This window comes from Serratia sp. NA_112.1, from assembly GCF_052691715.1.
This window is the reverse complement of sequence record NZ_JBQZFO010000012.1, coordinates 60,443-81,111: the sequence shown is the minus strand read 5'-3', so window position 1 is coordinate 81,111 and position 20,669 is coordinate 60,443. Positions and strand designations below refer to the sequence as shown.

Genomic DNA, 20,669 nt, shown 5'->3' with positions numbered 1-20,669 from the left:
CTTCATCTCCTTAAAGGCGGCTCTGATGCTGAAGGCTCCAGGCCTCGGCAGCCAGTAACTCTTCGTCATATTCAAGGATGCCCCGGCGATCGGAAAAATGGGCTCCCTCCTGCTGCGCCCGGTGGAATCGGGTACGGGAAAATGTGGCACTGCGAAAATCGGCCCGGCGCAAATCAGCATGGGTGAAATCGCTGTAGGTCAGATCGCACAGGGCAAAGCTGCTGTCTTCAGCCTTCACCTGCTGCAAAATGCTCTGGAACAAGCGGCTGTGGCTAAAGTCGGCCTGTTGTAACCTGGCACCAATGAATAACGCCTGATCAAACAGACTGCCCTGGCAGTTGGCACCGGTAAGATCCGCACTCATAAACAGCGCCTGGCTGGCGTTCACCTTACGGAGTTGAGCCTTTCTCAGCGAAGCGCCTTTGAAATTGCACTGCGTCAGCTGTGCCCCATTAAAATCCACTTCGTCGAGCTGATTATCGGTAAACTGACATCCGCTAAAGCGCTGCTGGGCATAGCTTTTTCCACGCTGATCGCAGTTGAAAAAGACGGCCCGGTCGAATTGACTGTGGCCCAAACGGGTAGTGCGCAAGTCGAGGTTGAAAAAGGTTGTCAGCAGGCACTGGCACTGCTCCAGTTGTGCCTCCTCCAGCGAACTCTCGAAGAAGGTGGTACGTTCGAGCGTGGACTGGTTGAAGGTGCTGCCGGAAAGTGGGCTGCGCATAAATTGACAAGCGTCGAACCTGCTGCGGGAGAAATCGCCGTTGCCAATCTCACAATGATTAAAGATGCACTGCGCCATTAACGTGTCGCAGGCGCTGATAGCCGTCATTTCACAGTCGTTAAACACGCTCTGCTGCATGCGCGCACCACTCAGCTTCACCCCATTCAACAGACACTCATTAAATACCGCTTCATGTAAATTGGCCGCCTGCAGGTTCGCCCCCTGCAGTGAGACATCCTGAAAAATTCCGCCGGACAGGTCGCTCCCTTGCAGTTCGAGGCCATCGAGGTTGCAGGCGTTAATCAGCTCGCCATTTTTTATTTTCTGCTGTAGCTCTGCCGCGCTCAGCGTCGTCATGACAGTTCCTCATCACGCTTCGGCAGCGTTTTCACCCGGCTGGTAAAGGCTTTGTCCAGCCGTGTCTCCCTATTAATAAAGGATTGTGACAGATCGGCGCGGAACAGATTGGCACCGGTTAAGTCCGCGCCACCCAACTGGGTTTTCTGCATCAGTGCGCCCATCAGGTTGGCTCCGGTGAAATTGGCCTGGCGGAAATCAGTGCGGATTAACAGGCTCCCAACCAGGTTGGCACGGGTGAAATTCGCCCTCTGACAGTCCGCTTCACTGAGATCGCTATTCTCCACCTTTGCCAATTTAAAGTTCGTCTGCACAAGTAAAGCCTGGCGCAGGTTACTTTCTTTCAGCGTCGCTTCGCTAAAGTCCGCGCCGCTTAAGTCACTCTCCATTACGGCTGCGCAGGTCAGCAAGCTGGCCGCTTTAAACTGGGCGTACGGCAGTTTGCTCTCCACCCAGTTACAGCTCTCAAGCCACGCACCGTTGAAGACCGCAGCCTGCAACTCGCACTGTTGGAAGACGGTCTTATGCAGCCTGGCCTCACTGAAGTCGAGCTGCGGCAGCGTTAAATTCATAACGATACACTCCTCCAGCTCAGCACGGTGGAAACGGCAATGGCTAATACCGATCTTGCGCAGCAACAGTGTTTTTAACCTGGCGCGGCTGAAGTCACAGTCTTCAAACAGGGCGTCTTCCAATTGGGTTTCCGTCAGGTTGGCACCGCTAAAATCGGTCTGCTGGCACTGGGCCAACACCAGGCTGGCCTTGGTCAGATTGCATTCACGCAGCGAACTGTTACGCAAATCGGTTCGCGCCAGCATCGCCTCGCTAAAATCAGCGCCGTCCAACTGGCAACCGCTGAGATCGGCGTTTTCCAACAACGCCTTACGGAAATTAGCGCCGCGAAAATCCATGCCGGAGAGGTCCGCACCGGTGAAATCCAACTCGCTAAAGTCCCCTCCGCACGCCATGGTGTTCGACGCGCGCTGGCGAATGATTCTGGCGATATCCCCCGTCATGCGCTTCGCCGGCGGTTGATGCAAAACCGCCATCAGATACATCTGGTGCAGCGATTCGCGGCTCTGCGCCAGTTTCTTCGCCGTCATGCTGTCCGCATGTTGATGCAGCATTTCCTGCATACGGTGCATTGATTCCGGGCCACGCGGCCGATTATCTTGTTTAGCCCCCTGGCGGGCTTCCACTTCAACCTGGCGGGCCTCGGCCTGCGCTTTCATCTCCTCAGCCTGGCGCTCCAGTCGTTCGACAAACTCCGGCAGTTCATCCAGCCTCGGCATCTCTGGCTGCGAAGTCTCCGCCAGTAGCTCGTTAACATCCCGCCCTTCAGCCTCAAGCCTGGCGCGGTGCTGTTCGCGTATTTTGCTTACCCGGTTTTGCATATTGTTTTGCATCGGGCTGTCAGTTTGTTGCATTTCGCTGTCAATCCAGGGACCGATCAGATCTTCCGGCAACAAATCTTTTTCACGGAAGGCAAACAGCGCGCCCTTCCCTTTATCCAGCCGCTGGGCCAGCACCTTGCGATAGTGATTGGCCGAGCGAGTGGTGCCGTTTTTCTCCAGCGCCGGCATCAGTTGCAGCACATCCGCCGCATCATCCTCGTTAATGCGGCAACTTCCCTGCCAGATCAGCATCATCTGTTCCCGATGCGGGAAGAACCAGACCGTGGTGGCACGCAGCGCAATCTCTTCAAATAGCGTCTCATCCCCGCGCTGACGATTGATAAAACAGCGCGCCCGCCACGGTGGCAGTTTGCCCGACTGTAGCGGTTTTTCCGGATGCATATTCCAAATGCGCCACTCGGCTTCAGGCGGCAGTTCATCTTGTTCCGGCCACCATTGATCCGGGCTGGCGGCATTGAATACACGCCAGTCGGCGTCGCGGGCCAAGCCTGGAAAATCATTCTTCAGCCAGTTGGCATCATAGGCTTTGCCCATGCGCTTAAAACGACGCGGCCAGGTCATGTCCAGCGGCCCAAAACTTACCGGCTCGGGCTGCTGCCGCTGTGAGGTCATACGCTGATGTAGCGGTTCGATATTCGGCAAGCGACGATAAGCCACGCCGTTGTGCTGCTCTTCCACGGCGCCAATACCATGAGGGTTCTCTTCGTATCCTGCACCGCCAAAAGCACGGCTCCAGTCGAGGCGCATCGACTCAAAATTGCGTGGCGGGGTCGGCTGCGAACCAGACCAGAAACGATCGCCAAAAGCCAACAGGGTCTTGCTGAGGCTCCCCACATCAATACGCACTGCGCAACTGCTTTTTTCCTTCTGATGATGGGTATAAACATTACCCGTCGCCAGAAATTCAGCCCGGACTTTCGGTATGGCCACATCGATAACGCCGCCGCTGGTTTGCAGTTCTTCCGCCGCCAGTTGCCATAATTCCACTTCCGGACGCAACTGGGGCATTGCGCCCATATCCAGCAGTGCCAGCACAGAAACGCCGAGATAATTTTTACCCTGCTGGCGGAAAGGTCGATTTAATACGCTCAGACGCAGCGGCTTAATAATCTTCATATAATGCGCCTTTAGGCAGCCAGTTAATGAACGCGATTAAAAAAGGGGATAATACATCTGCCTAGTTTTCTATCTCATTAACCGAATGAGTGCAAGATGGGTGTTAGAAGTGTTGACTCCCCAATGTCGGTGAATAAAAGGCAGCTGCTACGCCAGGCCAAGCGCCAACGGGGCTAACGCTTTCTGGTCGGTTAGCCCTTGTCTCACATTGCAGAGACTGAAAACCCACAATTAAGATTATTCCTAATTAACGGTGTTAATATGATATTTTTTTGCATTAACCCAAAGTAGCTTCTATTACTAATAAGCGTCATTCCCTTATATTATCAATATAAGGTGGTGCTCCATGGATATTGATATAGATTTTAAACTGGAAGACTGGAGGAAAAGAAAAGGATTGAATCACACCTCGTTAAGGCCCTGATTGATCAAGCCACACAGGTTGTTTTGAAATACGGCGAGCTGAATTGAGCCGTCGGTGTTATCCCCGCATTAAAACAACCCAGTAGCCTCAACCTCCTCTGCTCCCACCCTCTGACAAACCGCCGCTAAGACCCTCCACTCTGTCGACCGACGATCGACAATGCAAAGTAGCAAATTTCAACGCAGATTCATCAGAAGGCTGAAGATAGCGGCTCCCCTTTGGCAAGTTGACTTGCTCTACCAGTGGAGCCTGAAAGGCTAATGTATTTCTTGGATGAGGCCCTGGTGAGGCACAATAGGAATAGATTGACTGAGCAAGGCAAACCGCTATTTATTACCGCGTATTACGCTATTTTCTAGCCTTGTCACAGTTAATATAAACCCTTGGCTCCCTGACGGGAACGGGTGAAAAACACCCTTGTAATACATTACGAAAAGTGATAGTTAAACCCGTTGACAAGCCTTAATTTGGTTGCCATAAAACATTATTATCAAAGGGAATTATATCACATCTATGAAAATCAATATTACCGACCAGCCAAATCCGCAGGATGAAAAGTTCGTTATCGACAGCCTTTGGGCTCATAATGAAAAAACCGAACACGTTGATATCCACCCCTTGTTCCTGACCGTGACCGATGATGAAGGTAAAATCGTTGCCGGACTGGTGGCCAGAACCTGGTGGGGCGGGCTTGAAGTGCAATATCTTTGGGTCAGCGGCCAGCATCGTAAAAGCGGCTATGGCCGTCAACTGATGCTCCAGGCAGAAGAAGAAGCCAAGAAGCGCGGTTGCCACATGGCCTATGTCGATACCTTCGATTTCCAGGCCCGCGGCTTTTACGAAAAATTGGGCTATCAGTTGTACGGCAACCTAGATGGCTATGCCAAGAAGCATACGCGCCACTACCTGGCAAAAGAGATTTAATCCGGTTGTCATCGGAGAGGTCAGAATGGATTCGCCCGATAAAAATAATGAATTTTATTTGAAAGGTCTGATTGCCATGATGGAGCACTTAAGTGAGCCATGGGGCATTAAGGATCTGGCATCCCGTCATATTTACATGAACCATGCCGCCTACCTCTATACCAATACGCCGCTTGATTTTGATGTAGCCGGTAAGCTGGACGGCGAGTTTCCCGCCGACTGGGCCGAATGCGCGGCTGATTTTGTCGAACATGACAAAATGACAGAGGTCTCGCGGGAACGGGTTGCAGTAATAGAAACGCATTATTGGTACGGAAAAGACAGTCTGGCCCCGTTTATCAGCGAAAAACTGCCGATCTACAACGATAAAAAAGAAGTGGTTGGGGTGATGTGGAACGCCAAACCGCTCAACACCTTATCTCCGCTGAAATTTATCAATCAACAAAAACCCAGCGTTCTGACCACAGAAACCAATAGCACGATTTTCACCCGAGCCGAACTTGACGTAATATTTTTAATGTTGCAACGGCTGTCGGTAAAAGAGATCGCCAAAATATACAACATCAGCAATAAAACCATAGAAAATAGAATATATAACATCTATCAAAAATCTGACGTCCATACACAGCAGCAGTTTGAAGAATTTTGCAAATATGCGCATCTGGACAATTACATTCCCGATCGTCTGATAGCTAAAGGCATCCAGTTTATTTAACAGCAAGGAATATCTCACCGTGATCAAAATTGAAGACTATCCGTTAACCCGGGTACCTCAGGATAAAAGAGTCTCGTTTTTAAGCGTGGCCATTGTGCATATGGGCATGCTGACCGCGCTGGATCAGTTTATGCTCGGCGCCGTATTGGGCCACTCAATGACGCTGTTCGATGCCTTTACCGCCATTTTCGTCGGCAGCCTGATCTTTGGCGTAGTGACCTATGGCCTCGGGCTGGCAGGGATGCGCGAAGGGATCTCCGGCAGCCTGCTGGCCCGCTGGTGCGGTTTTGGCCGGCTGGGTTCGGTGCTGATCGGCGTGGTGGTGGCCGTCAGCCTGCTGGGCTGGTTTGGCATACAGAACGCCATTTTCGCCAAGTCACTGGATTTCGCGCTGGGCAATAAGCTGGGCTTTGGTCTGGCGGCCGGCATGTCCGGTACCCTGCTGACCATACTGGTGGCCTTTGGCTTCAAGGCATTGCGTATCGCCGCCCGAATTGCGGTACCGATGTTTATTATGCTGGTAGCCTATATCTCTTACATCACCCTCACCGGCCATAATCTGCCGGAAATTATTCAATTAATGCCGCCAGGTGAGCCACTGTCGATCAGTGCCGGCATCACCATCGTGGTCGGTGGTGCCATCGTGGCCAGCCTGATGACCCCCGATCTGACGCGTTACTCTAAAAACGGCAAGCACGTGTTTGGCGTGACCCTGCTCACCATTGTCGCCGGGGAGTTCGTGGTTAACGGTCTGGCGCTGCTGATCGCCAAAACGCTCGGCACGGCGGACGTCGTGACCATCATGTCGCAGGTCGCCGGGGGCGCAGGCCTGCTGGTGGTGGTGTTCTCCACCTTAAGGGTCAATGACCTCAACCTGTACTCATCTTCCCTGGGCATCGTCAACGCGGTTGAGGGCATGACCGGTAAAAGGCTGAAATATACCGCCACCACGCTGGTGATTGGCGTGTTGGGCACCACGCTTTCGGTGCTGGGGATCCTGGACAGGTTCGTCGACTTCCTGACGGTACTGGGCGTGGTGTTCCCACCGATTATCGGCGTGATGCTGGTGGATTATTACTTGCTGCGCACTCACCGTAAAATTCTCGATGACAGTCGCCGGGAAGGCAAACTGCCCGGCCAGACGCCGACCATTGGCTGGACAGCGATCGTCGCCAGCATTGCCGGCAGCATCGTCGGGTTAGTGACCGAATGGGGCGTGCCGACCATCAACTCATTACTGGCCGCCAGCCTGCTGTATTGGGTATTCAAGTTGGCGCTGAATCGTTCGCAGAAACCGGCCCCGGCGCAAGGCTGAGCCGATCGCTAGCGGCAAAATGTCATCGCCATTCTCCAGCAACTGGGGAGTGGCAAAACAATAAACTGGGGATCTGACGCAATGAAAACTGTGGTTTTAAAACTGAAGACGTAATTGGAATTCCCTGGTGTCGATAGCTAAAACATCCTTTAATACCCAGAGAATGGAAACGCCTCCCTCCCTAGGCTTTTATTATAGAAGTTGTTGGACAATCTCTAGTTAATTATTTTGACCGTCAAGAAACACTTCAGTATGAATGAACAGTAGCTCACAAAAAGCAGCGTGGTCAACACAAAAGTAGACACAAAATTCACTTTTGTGTTCACTTTAATGAGCTCTCCGTCTAAGCAATTGATTTTTATTTAATTAATTTCACTCCACTTTAGGCTCTATCGGGTGAAAGCATTATTGGATGTGATACCAGGCAATTGAACATACGTTTTCAACGATTAATCAGCCGGTTACCGCCCCACTTCCGGTGGCAGTTCTGGACAATGTCAGCGCGTGCGATATAGTAAAGCCGGCCAGAATATTGTAAGGAATGCTTATGAAGACCACTAACGCCCAGCGCAAAAGCAACATCATTAAGAATATTGAATATCTGATGCGTACCCGCGGCGAAACCAAGGCGTCCTTCTCTAACCGTACTGGCCTGACACGCACCACTATCTACAAGATCCTCGATGGAAAGGTCAACAACGTGCAGCAAGCCACGGTTAACCGGATTTCAGATTTCTTTGGCGTTTCCTGCGAAGAGATCGAAGACTATGATCTGGAAAAGCTGGAGCTGCTCAATGAAACCCTGTCCACCGAAGGCAATAAAAACCCTTCCGCAATTCCTGTTATTCCGCAGTCGCGTTATTTAGCGGTTGCCGGCAAGAAGATTGGCCAACTGGTCACAGAGTTCCCTTTGACTTATTTCTTCGGCGATGAGTCAAATATGGTAGCAATGCGCATAGAGACCGAAATAAAAGGTTCATTTATCCCAGGCGAGGTCATTATTATAAAACGCCCGCCGGTATTAGTTTGCGATTCGCCTTTATTGTATCACTCGGGAAAATACGGCTTCTTTGTGGTTAATGACAAAGAAGAAAATAGCATGGAGAAAAATCATCAGGATACCGTGCAATTCCTGGGTTATATCATTGGAGAAAGGCTATAAATGGAACCGAATCAAAAGTTCAAGCTATTGGGCTTTACCCGGCATGGCACTCTGGCTGCCAATGTCATGGTATTAGCCACCGGCAAAACCATTACCATGGGGCTCAATGAGTTGGCCGACAGCGACATATCGGAAGATTTGAGCCGACATGAGCTACAGGCGCTGTATCGCAAAATCTACGGTAACAACCAGCAGCAAACCGCCTATGAGCTCAGCGATCGCCATGAAAGATCCTGGTACGCCTATCTGATCATTACCGTGGCACTCAGCGTGATTTATATCTTCTCAACCCTGTGCGGCGTCAAGCCGATTGAAATTGCAGCGTTGAACATCATTACTCCCCCGGCGATATTTATTTATCCCCTGACCTTTATCCTAGTGGATATTCTGAACGAATTTTATGGACTGCGGCTGGCCAGGCGCACGATTATCATCTCGTTTATGGCCAACCTGATTTTTGTGCTGGGCGTTTGGGCAACCACGTTGGTACCGAGCATTCCACAGTGGGAGTTCAGCAAGACTTATGACGGTATCGTCCACAGCATCATGGCGGTGCTGGTGGCCTCATCTGCCGCCTATTTAATCTCCGAGAACGTCAACTCTTACCTGCTGTGCAAAATCAAAGAGCTGACCAACTCCCGCTACCTGTTTGTGCGCGTGATCACCAGCACCGTGGTCGCCTCGGCCATCGACAGCGTGGTGTTTTGCACGCTGGCGTTCTACAACGTTCTGAGCTGGGATATCATCAAGACCATGATCCTGTCACAATTCTTGATCAAGGTGGTCTACGCCCTGGTGGGTGTCGGGCCGATTTACGCCGCTCGCAGCCTGTTTAACCGCTATATCAATACCGATCATGCAAGGAGCAATGAATATGCATATCAAAAAACAAGATAAAATCACCCATCTTGGCACCAACTCCGATTACCCGGAACAGTATGCTCCCGAATTGCTCGAAGCCCTGCCGCGCGCACGCGGTCGCGATTTGATCGGCGTGGATGAACAGCAGCTGCCGTTCCACGGTTTTGACCTGTGGACCGCCTTCGAACTTTCCTGGCTCAACGCCAAAGGCAAGCCGGTAGTGGGCATTGGTGAATTTACCCTGCCCCATTCTTCCACCAATCTTATCGAGTCCAAATCATTCAAGCTGTATCTCAACAGTTTTAACCAGACGCGCTTCAACAGCGTGGAACAGGTCAGTGCCGCGATGCAAAAAGATCTGTCGCAGGCCGCCAATGGTCAGGTTGGGGTGAAGCTGTATCCGGGGTTAGACGGTTATTCGGCACAGATAGACGCCCTGCCGGGCATCAATATCGACGATCTGGATATCACCGTGGATGACTTTGATTTCAAACCTGAATATCTGATTGGTGCCACCAGCGAACAGGCGAAAATGGTGATGGAGACGCTGTCCTCAAACTTGCTGAAATCCAACTGTCTGGTGACCAATCAGCCGGACTGGGGCAGCGTGGTGATCCACTATCATGGCCGTAAAATCGATCGCGAGTGCCTGCTGCGCTATCTTATCTCCTTCCGCCAGCATAACGAGTTCCACGAGCAATGTGTCGAGCGTATTTTCAACGACATCAAACAAAGCTGCCAACCGGAGAAACTCAGCGTGTTCGCCCGCTATACGCGCCGCGGCGGTCTGGACATCAACCCGTTCCGCAGCGATTTCGAAACGGCGCCGACCCTGGGCCGTTTGATCAGGCAATAAGCGTTCGTCTTGTCTTGCCCCCGCCCGGGGGCATTACTTTCCCCGTCATCTTTTTGTTATTTTTCGCCATTACCGTCGTTAACAACTATCTTCAAAACAACCCTCAGGGAGATTAACGACGCATGCCTGATTTTTCGCGCAGAGAAATACTGCGGGCTGCCGCCATCGGATCGGCTTTTTCACTGTTACCCGCCTCGATCCGCAAAGCGCTGGCAATCCCCGCCAATAACCGCACCGGCACGATTAACGATGTCGAACATGTGGTGATCCTGATGCAGGAAAACCGCTCCTTCGACCATTACTTCGGCACCCTGCCCGGCGTGCGCGGCTTTAGCGATCGCATCACCATTCCCTTGCCCGGCGACCGTCACGTGTGGCAGCAGCAGGGGGAAGATCGTCTGGTGTTGCCCTACCATCTGGACAGCAAACGCGGCAATGCCCAACGGGTTAGCGGCACGCCGCATTCATGGGTAGATGAGCAATCAGCCTGGGACAGCGGCCGTATGAGCGCCTGGCCGACCTATAAAACGCCCACCTCGATGGGTTATTACCGCCAGCACGAGTTGCCGTTCCAGTTTGCGCTGGCCGAAACCTTCACCCTGTGTGACGCCTATCATTGCTCGATCCACGCCGGGACCAATACCAACCGCCTGTTTCACTGGACGGGGACCAACGGCCCGACAGCGGCCGAGGTCGCGGTGGTGGTCAATGAGTGGGACAGCCCCGGCCCGGTAGACGTCGGCTACCAGTGGCATACCTATCCGGAGCGGCTGGAAGCCAGTGGCGTAACCTGGAAGGTCTATCAATTCTTGCCGGATAACTTCACCGATAACCCGCTGGCGGGTTTCCGCCAGTATCGCGCCGCCAGCGTTAAGGTTGGCAACCCGGCGCAACCGCCGAAGGATTTCACCGCCTTTGTGCCTTACCGCGATGAACTGAACGCCGACGCGCCGCTGTATAAGGGCAATGGCAATACGCTGCCAGCAGCCAACGGTAACGACCTGGACGCGATGCTGGCCGGTTTTCGTAACGACGTTCAGCAGGGCAAACTGCCGCAGGTGAGCTGGATTATCGCCCCGGCGGCCTACTCGGAACACCCCGGGCCTTCCAGCCCGGTGCAGGGCGGCTGGTTTACCCAGGAAATCCTCAATGCGCTGACGGATAACCCAGAGGTGTGGAGCAAGAGCGTGCTGCTGGTCAATTACGACGAAAACGACGGTTTCTTCGACCATATGCCTTCGCCCTCGGCGCCGTCACTGCGCGAAGACGGCAGTTTCGCCGGCAAATCGACGGTGCCGTTCGACAGCGAAATCTTCCAACATGTGGCCCCACCCGGTTCTCAGGAGCAACCCCCACCGGACGGCCGCATTTACGGCCCTGGTCCGCGGGTACCGATGTTGGTGTTATCGCCCTGGAGCCGTGGCGGCTGGGTCAATTCACAGGTATTCGACCACACCTCAGTACTGCAATTTTTGGAGAAACGCTTCCAGGTGCATGAACCGAACATCAGCGCCTGGCGCCGTGCGGTCTGCGGTGACCTCACTTCGGCCTTCAACTTCGTCGACCCTAATGAGGAAACCTTGCCCCGCCTGCCCACCACCAGCCGCCACGCCGCCGATAACCTGCGCCAGCGACAGGAACAGTTACCGCAGGTGCCCTTGCCGCCGGTAGACAGGCAACAGTTACCGCATCAGTCGCGACTGGCGCGCCCATCGCGTGCGCTGCCTTACCAGTTGCACGTTGAGGCCAGCAGCAACCCCGAGCAAAAAATGCTGACGCTCAACCTGTACAACACTGGCGAACAGGGTGCGGTCTTTCATGTGTACGACCTGCTGAGTCTGGAGCAGATCCCACGGCGCTATACCGTCGAGGCCGGTAAAGCAGTCAGTGATAACTGGCTAACGGCGGATCGCTACCACCTGTGGTTGCTAGCCCCCAACGGTTTCCATCGTGAGCTGGGTGGCAGCGTTCTGCAGCCGCAGCCGGAAGTACAACTCACCCCGAAGGGCGACCATTTATCGCTAACGCTAACCAACGCGGGCAGCCAGGCAACAACGGTGACCATCGCCCGCTGTCCCTATACGCAACAAGGCCCCTGGCAAATTGAACTCCTGGCAGGTGGCCGTCATCAGCAGGCCTTTGCTACCCAGGCCAGCGGTGGCTGGTACGATCTTTCATTGCAGGATACACACGGCTGGCAACGCCGACTGGCAGGTCGGCTGGAGAACGGTGACCACAGCGTCAGCGATCCGTTAATGGGCAAAGCCTGAGATAGCCGCGCAGGCTGTTCAAAGGGGGAATACCCTGTGAGGGGCATCCTTTTACCGGCAGTACAAGCGGAAAAAACGCGCCAGGTGTGCGCCCATCGGCGTCAGCGTGGTGTCTTTACGCTGGATCAGATAAAACGTCGCCTTTGGCAGGCTTTCCTCCAACGCCAGCGGCACCAGATGTTTACCCAATATCGGGTCGGAAATCACGTCCACCGGCAGAATGCTGACAAATTCGCTTGACGCCACCAGGCTGGTGCCGGAAGCGGCCCCGCTGCGCGATCCGAAAAGCGGCTCGGTGATCCCATCGCCGTTTATTAAAGGTATTGTGCCGATCATCATCCTGTTCTTTTTCACCGTCGGCATTACCTATGGTGTGGTCATCAAACAGATCAAGCGGCCGGACGATATTCCCAACCACCTGATAGAGCCGATGAAAAGCATGGCCGGCTTTATCGTGATGGTGTTCCCGCTGTCGCAGTTCGTGGCGTTCTTTAACTGGAGCAATATGGGCAAGTTTATGGCCATCGGCCTGACCGATATGCTGGAGGCCGCAGGTATGAGCGGTGCCCCGGCATTTCTTGGGTTGATGTTCCTCTCTGCCTTCCTGTGCATGTTTATCGCCAGCGGCTCGGCCATCTGGTCGATTCTGGCACCGATGTCGCCCTTCCAGCCACTGTTCCTCGGTTTCCTGCAGCGTTACCGCAAAGATGCCCAGCTCGGCACCTATTACGTGCTTATCCTGCCCTATCCGTTGGTGTTCTTTGCCGTGTGGATTTTGCTGCTGCTGGCCTGGTACGCGCTCGGCCTGCCGATTGGCCCGGGGGTCTATCCGAAGATGGGGTAACCCGGCTGACCCCGCCTTGAACAACATCAGGGCGGGCATTCCCTCCTGCGTTTTAGCTCGCTGCGCTACTCTTTACACCCACCCTTTCGCCACACGAAATATTATTTTATTGCATTGCTAAACCGGTTCTTCTATTTTAGCTCACCATCAGACACCGATGAACACGGGGATCGAACATGGTTAATCGCGTATGGGTGCTGGGTGATGCAGTCGTCGACCTGGTACCTGAAAATTCAAACAGTTACCTTAAATGCCCCGGTGGCGCTCCGGCCAATGTGGCGGTCGGTATCGCCCGCCTGGGCGGCAACAGTGCCTTTATCGGCCGGGTGGGTCAGGATAGTTTCGGCGCTTTCCTGCAGCAGGTATTGAGCGAAGAACGGGTGGACGTCGGCCATATGTCACTGGACCCAGACCACCACACTTCTACTGTGGTGGTGGATCTTGATCTGATGGGTGAACGCTCCTTCACCTTTATGGTCAGCCCGAGCGCCGATCTGTTCCTGCAACCCGAGGATCTGCCTGATTTCAAAGCAGATGAATGGCTGCACGTCTGCTCTATCACGCTGTCGCAGGAACCCAGCCGCAGCACCACCTTCACCGCGATGGAGAACATCAGGGCGGCTGGCGGCTGGGTCAGCTTTGACCCAAACATTCGCGAAGACGTTTGGCGCCAGCCGGAAGCGCTGCGCCCCTGCTTGCAAAAGGCGTTATTGCTGGCTGACGTGGTGAAGATCTCGCTGGAAGAGCTGAGTTTTATCAGCAATATCGGTGAGTTGGAGAGCGGTATCGACTGGATGATGCAGCGTTACCCACTGCGTTTGTTGCTGGTGACGCTGGGCAGCGACGGCGTCTGCGTGCATGACGGCAAACAGATCCGCCACTTCCGCGCCCCTTCAATCACCCCGGTCGATACCACCGGTGCAGGTGACGCCTTTGTCGCCGGTCTGCTGGCCGCACTGGCACACCTGGGCGCTTTACCGCAGGAAGAGCATTGGCCGGCAGTGATCGCCCAGGCCCAGGCCTGCGGGGCGCTGGCTACCACCGCCAAAGGCGCGATGACCGCCCTGCCGCATGCCGACGAGTTGCAGGACTTCCTGCGTCGCTAACCCGATGGCGGTGAGTCTGCCCCAATGCCACCGGGCATTGGGTGCCTCCCCTACTTTCATCTCCGGTATGTAATTTGCGGACTCGATCACAATAGCTGAATCGAGTTAGCAAACTTGATTGCCAGTCGTCTTTCAACTCTCTATCTTTCCTCTTGGAAAACCGGTTTAGCAATTTAGCAAAAAATAATAACAACTTTCCCGGATGATAGAACATCATGAAAAAACTAGGCTATCTGGCAGTCACTACAGGGCTTCTCATCTCTACCTCTGCGGCAGCAACTGGCACCAATACCAGTATCGAAGCCCGTCTGAATGCGCTGGAACAACGGCTGCAACAGGCCGAACAGCGAGCGGTTCAGGCGGAAACGCGTGCTACGGCGGCGGAACGCAAGGTACAACAGTTGGAATTACGCACCGCCAACACCGAGCAGCAAACCCAACAAGTTGTTCAGCGCACCGCGACGCTGGAAACCCACGCCGCACCGGCCTCCAAGCTGCAACTCACTGGCTTAACCGACCTGAAACTATACGGCGACGTCGAGTTCAACCTGGACGGCGCCAGCCGCAGCGGCCAGCTCACCTCGCTGAAAAGCAGCGACAACAAGGACTGGAAGCCGGGCAATAAAGAACGTTGGGATATCAACGGCCGCATTTTGGTCGGTGTAGACGGCTACCGACGCAACCCGGACGGCAACTTCTCCGGTTTCAGCGTGCAGCCGCTGGCCGACATGACCGGTAAAATGAACCTCGACGATGCCGCCTTCTTCTTCGGTAATGAAAAGAACTGGCAGACCAAGATTGGCCGTTTTGAAGCCTACGACATGTTCCCGCTCAATCAGGACACCTTCATCCAGTATTCCGGCAATACCGCCAACGATCTGTATGCCGACGGTTTTGGCTATATCTACATGATGAAAGAAGGCCGTGGGCGTAGCAGCAGCGGCGGCAACCTGATGCTGAGCAAGTACGCCGGTAACTTCTACTTCGAACTCAATACGCTGGTGGAAGACGGTACCTCACTGTTCCAGGATCAGGCCTACCACGGCAACAGCCTGGATAATAAGAGAAATGTCGCCTATCTGCGGCCGGTGATCGCCTGGAAAAAAGACCAGCTCAGCGTGGCGGTGGCGATGGAAAGCAACGTGGTCAACAATGCCTATGGCTATCACGACAGCCAGGGGCAATTCGTCGACCAGTCCAAACGTAACGGCTACGGCATGACCCTCAGTTGGAACAACACCGCCGCCAATCCGGACAACGGCGTGGTCGCCAACCTGAGCACCGCCTACCTGGACGCCTCCGGCGAGCAGGACCTGACCGCCGGCATCAACGTACTGTGGCGTCGCTTTGAAGTGGGTTATATCTATGCCCACAACAACATCAAAGAGTTCAATACCGCCGGTATGAGTACCGACATCAGCAACCCACTCAGCGAGCCGGGCAAATATGACATTCATACCATTCATACCTCGTACCAAATACCAAACATCATGAATATGAAGAACTTTAACCTGTATCTCGGGGCCTACGTCTCGATGCTGGAGGCCAATGCAGATAACAAAATTGCCAACGCCAACAACGATCAGCGCTACGGCGTGCGTGCCCGGTTCAAGTACTTCTTCTGACGCTGATGAGCTGATTTCCGCCGCAAAACACTGCGGCGGCATTTTTATTTATTAAGGGAGTGAACATGGACATTACCGCAACCGCTAACGCGCTATTGCCGCTGCTCGGCGGCAAAGACAACATTGCCAGCGCCGCCCACTGTGCCACGCGCCTGCGCCTGGTACTGCTCGATGACAGCAAGGTGAACAAAGTAGCCATCGGCAAACTGGAGGGGGTGAAAGGCTGCTTTAGCAATGCCGGGCAAATCCAGGTGATTTTCGGTACCGGGCTGGTCAACAAGGTACACGCGGAGTTTATCAAGGCGGCTGGCGTCAGCGAATCCAGCAAGTCTGAGGCCGCCGACATTGCGGCGAAAAAACTCAACCCACTGCAGCGTATTGCTCGCCTGCTGTCGAATATCTTTGTGCCGATCATCCCGGCTATCGTCGCCTCCGGCCTGTTGATGGGCCTGCTCGGCATGGTAAAAACCTACGGCTGGGTCGATGCTGGCAGCGCCGTATTTGTGATGCTGGATATGTTCAGTTCGGCGGCATTTATTATTTTACCGATCCTGATCGGCTTCACCGCCGCACGTGAATTTGGTGGTAACCCCTATCTGGGCGCTACGCTCGGCGGCATTCTGACCCATCCGGCGCTGACCAATGCCTGGGGCGTCGCCAGCGGTTTTCACACCATGGATTTCTTTGGGTTGCAGATTGCCATGATCGGCTATCAGGGCACGGTGTTCCCGGTGCTGCTGACGGTGTGGTTTATGAGCACGCTGGAAAAACAGCTGCGCAGAGCGATCCCCAACTCGCTGGATCTGATCCTGACACCGTTCCTGACGGTGGTGATCTCCGGCTTCGTCGCCATGCTGTTTATCGGCCCGGCCGGTCGCGCGCTGGGTGATGGCATCTCCCTGGTGCTCAGCACGCTGATCGCCCACGCCGGTTGGTTTGCCGGCCTGCTGTTCGGTGGCCTGTATTCCGCCATCGTCATCACTGGCATTCACCATAGCTTCCATGCCGTCGAAGCCGGGCTGCTCGGCAACCCGAACATCGGCGTTAACTTCCTGCTGCCGATCTGGTCGATGGCCAATATCGCTCAGGGCGGCGCCTGTCTGGCGGTCTATTTCAAAACCCGCGACGCCAAGATCAAAGCCATTGCGGTGCCTTCGGCCTTTTCCGCCATGCTCGGCATTACCGAGGCGGCGCTGTTCGGCATTAACCTGCGCTTTGTGAAACCCTTCCTGGCGGCGCTGGCAGGCGGTGCGCTCGGCGGGGCCTGGGTAGTGGCCAATCACGTCGGCATGAACGCGGTCGGTCTGACGGCGATCCCGGGGCTGGCCATTGTGCAGGCCAGTTCGCTGGTCAGCTATATTATTGGTCTGGTGATCGCCTTCGGCAGCGCCTTTATTATCTCGTTGCTGCTGAAATACAAAACGGACAGCGAATAATGGAAGAACTGAATTTAATGAAGCAGGCCGCACAGGCGTTGATGAGCGGCATACCACAGGCGCTGCGCGATCCGCACCGGCCGGCGTGGCACCTGGCGCCCAGCGTTGGGCTGCTCAACGATCCCAATGGTTTTATTCAGCATAACGGCGTCTTCCACCTGTTCTATCAATGGAACCCGCTGGGTTGCGATCACCACAACAAGTGTTGGGGGCACTGGCAGTCGACGGATCTGGTCAACTGGCAGCATCAGCCGGTGGCACTGGTGCCGGGAGCCTGCTACGACAGCCACGGCTGTTATTCCGGATCGGCAGTGGTGGCCGAGGGCAAAATCACGCTGGCGTATACCGGCAACGTCAAATACCCCGATGGCTCCCGCACCGCTTATCAGTGCCTGGCTCAAGAAAATGCTCAAGGTGGTTATGACAAACTCGGCCCGGTATTACCGCTGCCGACGGGCTATAGCGGCCACGTGCGCGATCCCAAAGTCTGGCGTCATCAGGAAGACTGGTACATGGTGCTCGGCGCTCGTGACCTGCAAGACTGCGGCAAAGTGCTGCTGCTGCGCTCCGCCGATCTGCGCAACTGGCAGTGGCTGGGGGAAATTGCCGGTTCACAGCTGAACGGCATCGGTGACTTCGGCTATATGTGGGAATGCCCGGACCTGTTCACGCTGGACGACACCGAGGTACTGATCTGCTGCCCACAGGGGCTGGCGGCACAGGCCGAGCGTTATCTCAACGTTTATCAGGCGGGCTATCTGACCGGCAAGCTGGATTATCGGCAGGCCAGGTTCGAACATGGGGCCTTTAACGAACTGGATCTCGGGTTTGAATTCTATGCGCCGCAAACCACCCAGGCCGAAGACGGCCGCCGGTTGCTGGTCGGCTGGATGGGCGTGCCGGAACAGGACGAGGATTATCACCCGACGCTGCAGTACGGCTGGATCCACATCATGACCTGCCCACGTGAACTGTCGCTGCATCACGGCAAGCTTTACCAACAACCGGCGCGCGAACTGCAACAATTGCGTGGTAAAAGCCGGCAATGGCAGGGGATCGCCGACGAAGCGCCATGTTGGCCAGTCGGCAGCGCGGAACTGCTGCTGACGCCAGAAGGGGCATTCAGCGCCGACTTTGACGGGGCGATGACGCTGCTGTGGGACGGCACCCTGCTGCGACTGACGCGTAATAATCTGCGTAACGGGCAGCCGGAACATCGCTACTGGCACGGCAACCTGAGCCAACTTCAGATCCTGTTTGACCGCTCCAGCGTGGAGATTTTTATCAACCACGGCGAGGCGGTGATGAGCGCACGCTACTTCCCCGGCCCACAACCGCAACTGCAGCTGGGCGGTGAAACCCCACTGGCGCTCGAGTACTGGTCGCTGACGCCATGCATGCTAGAATGACGCATCCTTCCATGAATTCAGATGCCGTCAGTGAAAAAAAATAAACGCATTACCATCAGTGATATTGCCGCACTGGCCGGCGTGTCAAAATCGACCGCCAGCCTGGTGCTTAACGGTCGCAGCAAGGAATATCGGGTGTCTGACGACACCCGCGATCGTATCCTGGCACTGGCCGGCGAGCACCACTACCAGCCCAGCTTCCACGCCCGTTCACTGCGATCCTCCCGCAGCCATACCCTGGGGCTGGTGGTGCCGGAAATGACCAACTACGGTTTTGCGGTGATTTCACGCGAGCTGGAAACTCTGTGCCGCGAGGCCGGTTTGCAGTTGCTGATCGCCTGTACCGATGAGAACCCGGCGCAGGAAATGATGGCGGTGAACAGTCTGGTACAACGCCAGGTCGACGGCCTGATTGTCGCCTCCAGCCAGCTTAACGATGCGGAATACCAAAAAATTAACGCCGGTCTGCCGGTGGTGCAGATGGACCGGCTGATCATCGGCTCCGACCTGCCGCTGGTGATCACCGACTCGCTAACCTCGACCGCCACGCTGGTGGAAAACGTCGCGCGTCAGCATCCGGACGAATTCTATTTCCTTGGTGGCCAACCCCGCATTTCACCCACACGCGATCGTCTGGCCGGTTTCCAACTCGGTCTGGAACGTGCCGGGGTGGTGTGTAAACCGGAGTGGATCATCAACGGTAATTATCACCCCAGTTCCGGTTACGAAATGTTCGCCCAACTCTGCGCGCAACTTGGTCGTCCGCCCAAGGCGCTGTTTACCGCCGCCTGCGGCCTGCTGGAAGGGGTTCTTCGTTATCTGAATCAGCACCAGTTGATGGAAAGCGATCTCCATCTGTGCAGCTTTGACGATCACTACCTGTTCGATGGCCTGACGTTGAAAATCGATACCGTGGCGCAGGACTGTCGCGCCCTGGCCCAACACAGTTTCGACATGGTTAGTGCGCTGATTGACGAGCGGCCATTAGAGCAAAACGCGCTCTACCTGCCGGGCAGCATCCACTGGCGCCACGCCGGTTCGAAGGCATTGCACGGCCAGCCTTAGGTTTTTCCTCTTCCAGGTTAAGGAGCTCATAGTGAGCCGTGAGATTAATAAAGATACCCAACTCTGTATGTCGCTGGCCGGTCGCCCAGGTAACTTTGGCACCCGTTTCCACAACTATCTGTATCAGGAGCTGGATCTCAACTTTATCTACAAGGCCTTCACCACCCAGGATATTCAGGCGGCGGTGGGTGGCGTGCGGGCGCTGGGCATTCGCGGCTGCGCGGTATCGATGCCGTTCAAAGAGAGCTGCATTCCTTTCCTCGACCAGTTGGATGCTTCCGCCACCGCGATTGAATCGGTCAATACTATCGTCAATGACCAGGGCTTCCTATGGGCTTACAACACCGATTATATCGCCATCGCCAAGCTGCTGGCGCAGTATCAGATCCCAACGGAAACGTCCTTCGCCCTGCGCGGCAGCGGCGGTATGGCGAAAGCGGTCACCGCTGCGCTGCGTGATGCCGGTTTCAAAAATGGTCATATCATCGCCCGTAACCCGCAGGCCGGTCAGTCGCTGGCAAAGGCCTACGGCTATCAGTGGCAGGCAGAGGTCGGTGATTTAAGCGTAGATATGGTCATCAACGTGACGCCCATCGGCATGGCTGGGGGAACAGAAGCCGAGCAGTTGGCCTTTGCACCCGCGACTATTGCTGCGGCGAAAATTGTGTTTGACGTGGTGGCACTGCCGGCGGAAACCCCGCTGATCCGCAAAGCGCGTGAGCAAGGCAAACGGGTGATTACCGGTGCAGAAGTGATTGCGCTGCAAGCGCTGGAACAGTTTGTGCTCTATACCGGCGTGCGCCCGACCGATGAGCAGATCGCCCGCGCGGCGGCCCATGCTCGCGGCTGAATCTTTTCAAACTTCAAAAATAAAAAAGGGCGCCCGAGCGCCCCAGACTGATGACAAACCTCATTCCTGCCCAGAGCGAGTAGAGGTCGATAAAGAAAAATCAGGAAAATCAATTTATTGATTTTCGGCCGATCACCACAAAGCAGGAAAAACCACGCTTTTTCCTGCTTTGTCAGCAACCTAAGGGCGCCCGAG

The 20,669-nt window shown here is 54.9% G+C and carries 15 protein-coding genes and 2 pseudogenes; 14 read left to right on the top strand and 3 right to left on the bottom strand.

Annotated features, from left to right (window positions below):
* Positions 1-10: 10 nt before the first annotated feature.
* Both ACUTQ5_RS19185 and ACUTQ5_RS19180 read right to left on the bottom strand, forming a co-directional pair.
* Positions 11-1,081 (bottom strand): pentapeptide repeat-containing protein, encoded by a 1,071-nt coding sequence (locus tag ACUTQ5_RS19185; RefSeq protein WP_445652529.1) that lies wholly within the window; start codon positions 1,079-1,081, stop codon positions 11-13.
* Complete coding sequence (locus ACUTQ5_RS19180) at positions 1,078-3,612, bottom strand: DUF2169 domain-containing protein (protein ID WP_445652528.1); 2,535 nt, start codon at positions 3,610-3,612, stop codon at positions 1,078-1,080. The genes ACUTQ5_RS19185 and ACUTQ5_RS19180 overlap by 4 nt, the downstream gene beginning before the upstream one ends.
* Positions 3,613-4,549: 937 nt before the next feature.
* Between ACUTQ5_RS19180 and ACUTQ5_RS19175 the strand changes: the two genes are divergently transcribed.
* The 7 genes from ACUTQ5_RS19175 (at position 4,550) to ACUTQ5_RS19145 (ending at position 12,139) form a co-directional block, all read left to right on the top strand.
* Complete coding sequence (locus ACUTQ5_RS19175) at positions 4,550-4,960, top strand: GNAT family N-acetyltransferase (RefSeq protein ID WP_445652527.1); 411 nt, start codon at positions 4,550-4,552, stop codon at positions 4,958-4,960.
* Positions 4,961-4,985: 25 nt separating this feature from the next.
* A complete protein-coding gene (locus ACUTQ5_RS19170; RefSeq protein ID WP_445652579.1) occupies positions 4,986-5,675 on the top strand; it encodes a helix-turn-helix transcriptional regulator in 690 nt (229 codons plus the stop codon).
* A 19-nt stretch (positions 5,676-5,694) separates the two neighbouring features.
* Positions 5,695-6,990 carry a cytosine permease gene (locus ACUTQ5_RS19165; protein WP_445652526.1) on the top strand — a complete coding sequence of 432 codons (1,296 nt, stop codon included), beginning with the start codon at positions 5,695-5,697 and terminating at the stop codon, positions 6,988-6,990.
* Positions 6,991-7,537: 547 nt separating this feature from the next.
* On the top strand, positions 7,538-8,152 hold the full coding sequence (locus ACUTQ5_RS19160; protein ID WP_261092620.1) for a helix-turn-helix domain-containing protein: 615 nt from the start codon (positions 7,538-7,540) through the stop codon (positions 8,150-8,152).
* The gene (locus ACUTQ5_RS19155) at positions 8,153-9,049 is read left to right on the top strand and encodes a queuosine precursor transporter (protein WP_445652525.1); all 897 of its coding nucleotides are present in this window, start codon (positions 8,153-8,155) and stop codon (positions 9,047-9,049) included.
* Positions 9,027-9,869, top strand: coding sequence for an NADPH-dependent 7-cyano-7-deazaguanine reductase QueF (queF, locus tag ACUTQ5_RS19150; RefSeq protein ID WP_445652524.1), 843 nt, complete (start codon positions 9,027-9,029; stop codon positions 9,867-9,869). The genes ACUTQ5_RS19155 and queF overlap by 23 nt, the downstream gene beginning before the upstream one ends.
* Positions 9,870-9,991: 122 nt before the next feature.
* Positions 9,992-12,139 carry a phosphocholine-specific phospholipase C gene (locus ACUTQ5_RS19145; RefSeq protein ID WP_445652523.1) on the top strand — a complete coding sequence of 716 codons (2,148 nt, stop codon included), beginning with the start codon at positions 9,992-9,994 and terminating at the stop codon, positions 12,137-12,139.
* 51 nt (positions 12,140-12,190) lie between these two features.
* On the opposite strand, the pseudogene ACUTQ5_RS19140 reads toward ACUTQ5_RS19145, so the two are convergent.
* A pseudogene (locus ACUTQ5_RS19140) lies at positions 12,191-12,394 on the bottom strand (LysR family transcriptional regulator); the annotation flags it as partial.
* Here ACUTQ5_RS19140 and ACUTQ5_RS19135 point away from each other — a divergent pair.
* From ACUTQ5_RS19135 to ACUTQ5_RS19105, 7 genes and pseudogenes are all read left to right on the top strand, one after another.
* Positions 12,321-12,983, top strand: a pseudogene (locus tag ACUTQ5_RS19135) (AbgT family transporter); the annotation flags it as partial. The pseudogenes ACUTQ5_RS19140 and ACUTQ5_RS19135 overlap by 74 nt on opposite strands.
* A gap of 176 nt (positions 12,984-13,159) precedes the next feature.
* Positions 13,160-14,089: an aminoimidazole riboside kinase gene (locus ACUTQ5_RS19130; protein ID WP_445652522.1), complete on the top strand. Its 930-nt coding sequence runs from the start codon at positions 13,160-13,162 to the stop codon at positions 14,087-14,089.
* Between the two features lie 215 nt (positions 14,090-14,304).
* A complete protein-coding gene (locus ACUTQ5_RS19125; protein WP_445652521.1) occupies positions 14,305-15,714 on the top strand; it encodes a carbohydrate porin in 1,410 nt (469 codons plus the stop codon).
* A gap of 65 nt (positions 15,715-15,779) precedes the next feature.
* Positions 15,780-17,150: a sucrose-specific PTS transporter subunit IIBC gene (locus ACUTQ5_RS19120; protein ID WP_445652520.1), complete on the top strand. Its 1,371-nt coding sequence runs from the start codon at positions 15,780-15,782 to the stop codon at positions 17,148-17,150.
* On the top strand, positions 17,150-18,559 hold the full coding sequence (locus ACUTQ5_RS19115; RefSeq protein WP_445652519.1) for a glycoside hydrolase family 32 protein: 1,410 nt from the start codon (positions 17,150-17,152) through the stop codon (positions 18,557-18,559). Before ACUTQ5_RS19120 ends, ACUTQ5_RS19115 begins: the two co-directional genes overlap by 1 nt.
* A gap of 21 nt (positions 18,560-18,580) precedes the next feature.
* Entirely contained in the window at positions 18,581-19,624 is a 1,044-nt protein-coding gene (locus tag ACUTQ5_RS19110; RefSeq protein ID WP_445652518.1) for a substrate-binding domain-containing protein, read from the top strand.
* A gap of 31 nt (positions 19,625-19,655) precedes the next feature.
* Positions 19,656-20,474 carry a shikimate 5-dehydrogenase gene (locus ACUTQ5_RS19105; RefSeq protein ID WP_445652517.1) on the top strand — a complete coding sequence of 273 codons (819 nt, stop codon included), beginning with the start codon at positions 19,656-19,658 and terminating at the stop codon, positions 20,472-20,474.
* Positions 20,475-20,669: the final 195 nt, after the last annotated feature.

What these genes read in the sequence shown, in the direction of transcription:
- ACUTQ5_RS19185 (WP_445652529.1), bottom strand. Translation starts at nt 1,081, where the DNA reads ATGACGACGCTGAGCGCGGCAGAGCTACAGCAGAAAATAAAAAATGGC.
- ACUTQ5_RS19180 (WP_445652528.1), bottom strand. Translation starts at nt 3,612, where the DNA reads ATGAAGATTATTAAGCCGCTGCGTCTGAGCGTATTAAATCGACCTTTC.
- ACUTQ5_RS19175 (WP_445652527.1), top strand. Translation starts at nt 4,550, where the DNA reads ATGAAAATCAATATTACCGACCAGCCAAATCCGCAGGATGAAAAGTTC.
- ACUTQ5_RS19170 (WP_445652579.1), top strand. Translation starts at nt 4,986, where the DNA reads ATGGATTCGCCCGATAAAAATAATGAATTTTATTTGAAAGGTCTGATT.
- ACUTQ5_RS19160 (WP_261092620.1), top strand. Translation starts at nt 7,538, where the DNA reads ATGAAGACCACTAACGCCCAGCGCAAAAGCAACATCATTAAGAATATT.
- ACUTQ5_RS19155 (WP_445652525.1), top strand. Translation starts at nt 8,153, where the DNA reads ATGGAACCGAATCAAAAGTTCAAGCTATTGGGCTTTACCCGGCATGGC.
- queF (WP_445652524.1), top strand. Translation starts at nt 9,027, where the DNA reads ATGCATATCAAAAAACAAGATAAAATCACCCATCTTGGCACCAACTCC.
- ACUTQ5_RS19145 (WP_445652523.1), top strand. Translation starts at nt 9,992, where the DNA reads ATGCCTGATTTTTCGCGCAGAGAAATACTGCGGGCTGCCGCCATCGGA.
- ACUTQ5_RS19130 (WP_445652522.1), top strand. Translation starts at nt 13,160, where the DNA reads ATGGTTAATCGCGTATGGGTGCTGGGTGATGCAGTCGTCGACCTGGTA.
- ACUTQ5_RS19125 (WP_445652521.1), top strand. Translation starts at nt 14,305, where the DNA reads ATGAAAAAACTAGGCTATCTGGCAGTCACTACAGGGCTTCTCATCTCT.
- ACUTQ5_RS19120 (WP_445652520.1), top strand. Translation starts at nt 15,780, where the DNA reads ATGGACATTACCGCAACCGCTAACGCGCTATTGCCGCTGCTCGGCGGC.
- ACUTQ5_RS19115 (WP_445652519.1), top strand. Translation starts at nt 17,150, where the DNA reads ATGGAAGAACTGAATTTAATGAAGCAGGCCGCACAGGCGTTGATGAGC.
- ACUTQ5_RS19110 (WP_445652518.1), top strand. Translation starts at nt 18,581, where the DNA reads ATGCCGTCAGTGAAAAAAAATAAACGCATTACCATCAGTGATATTGCC.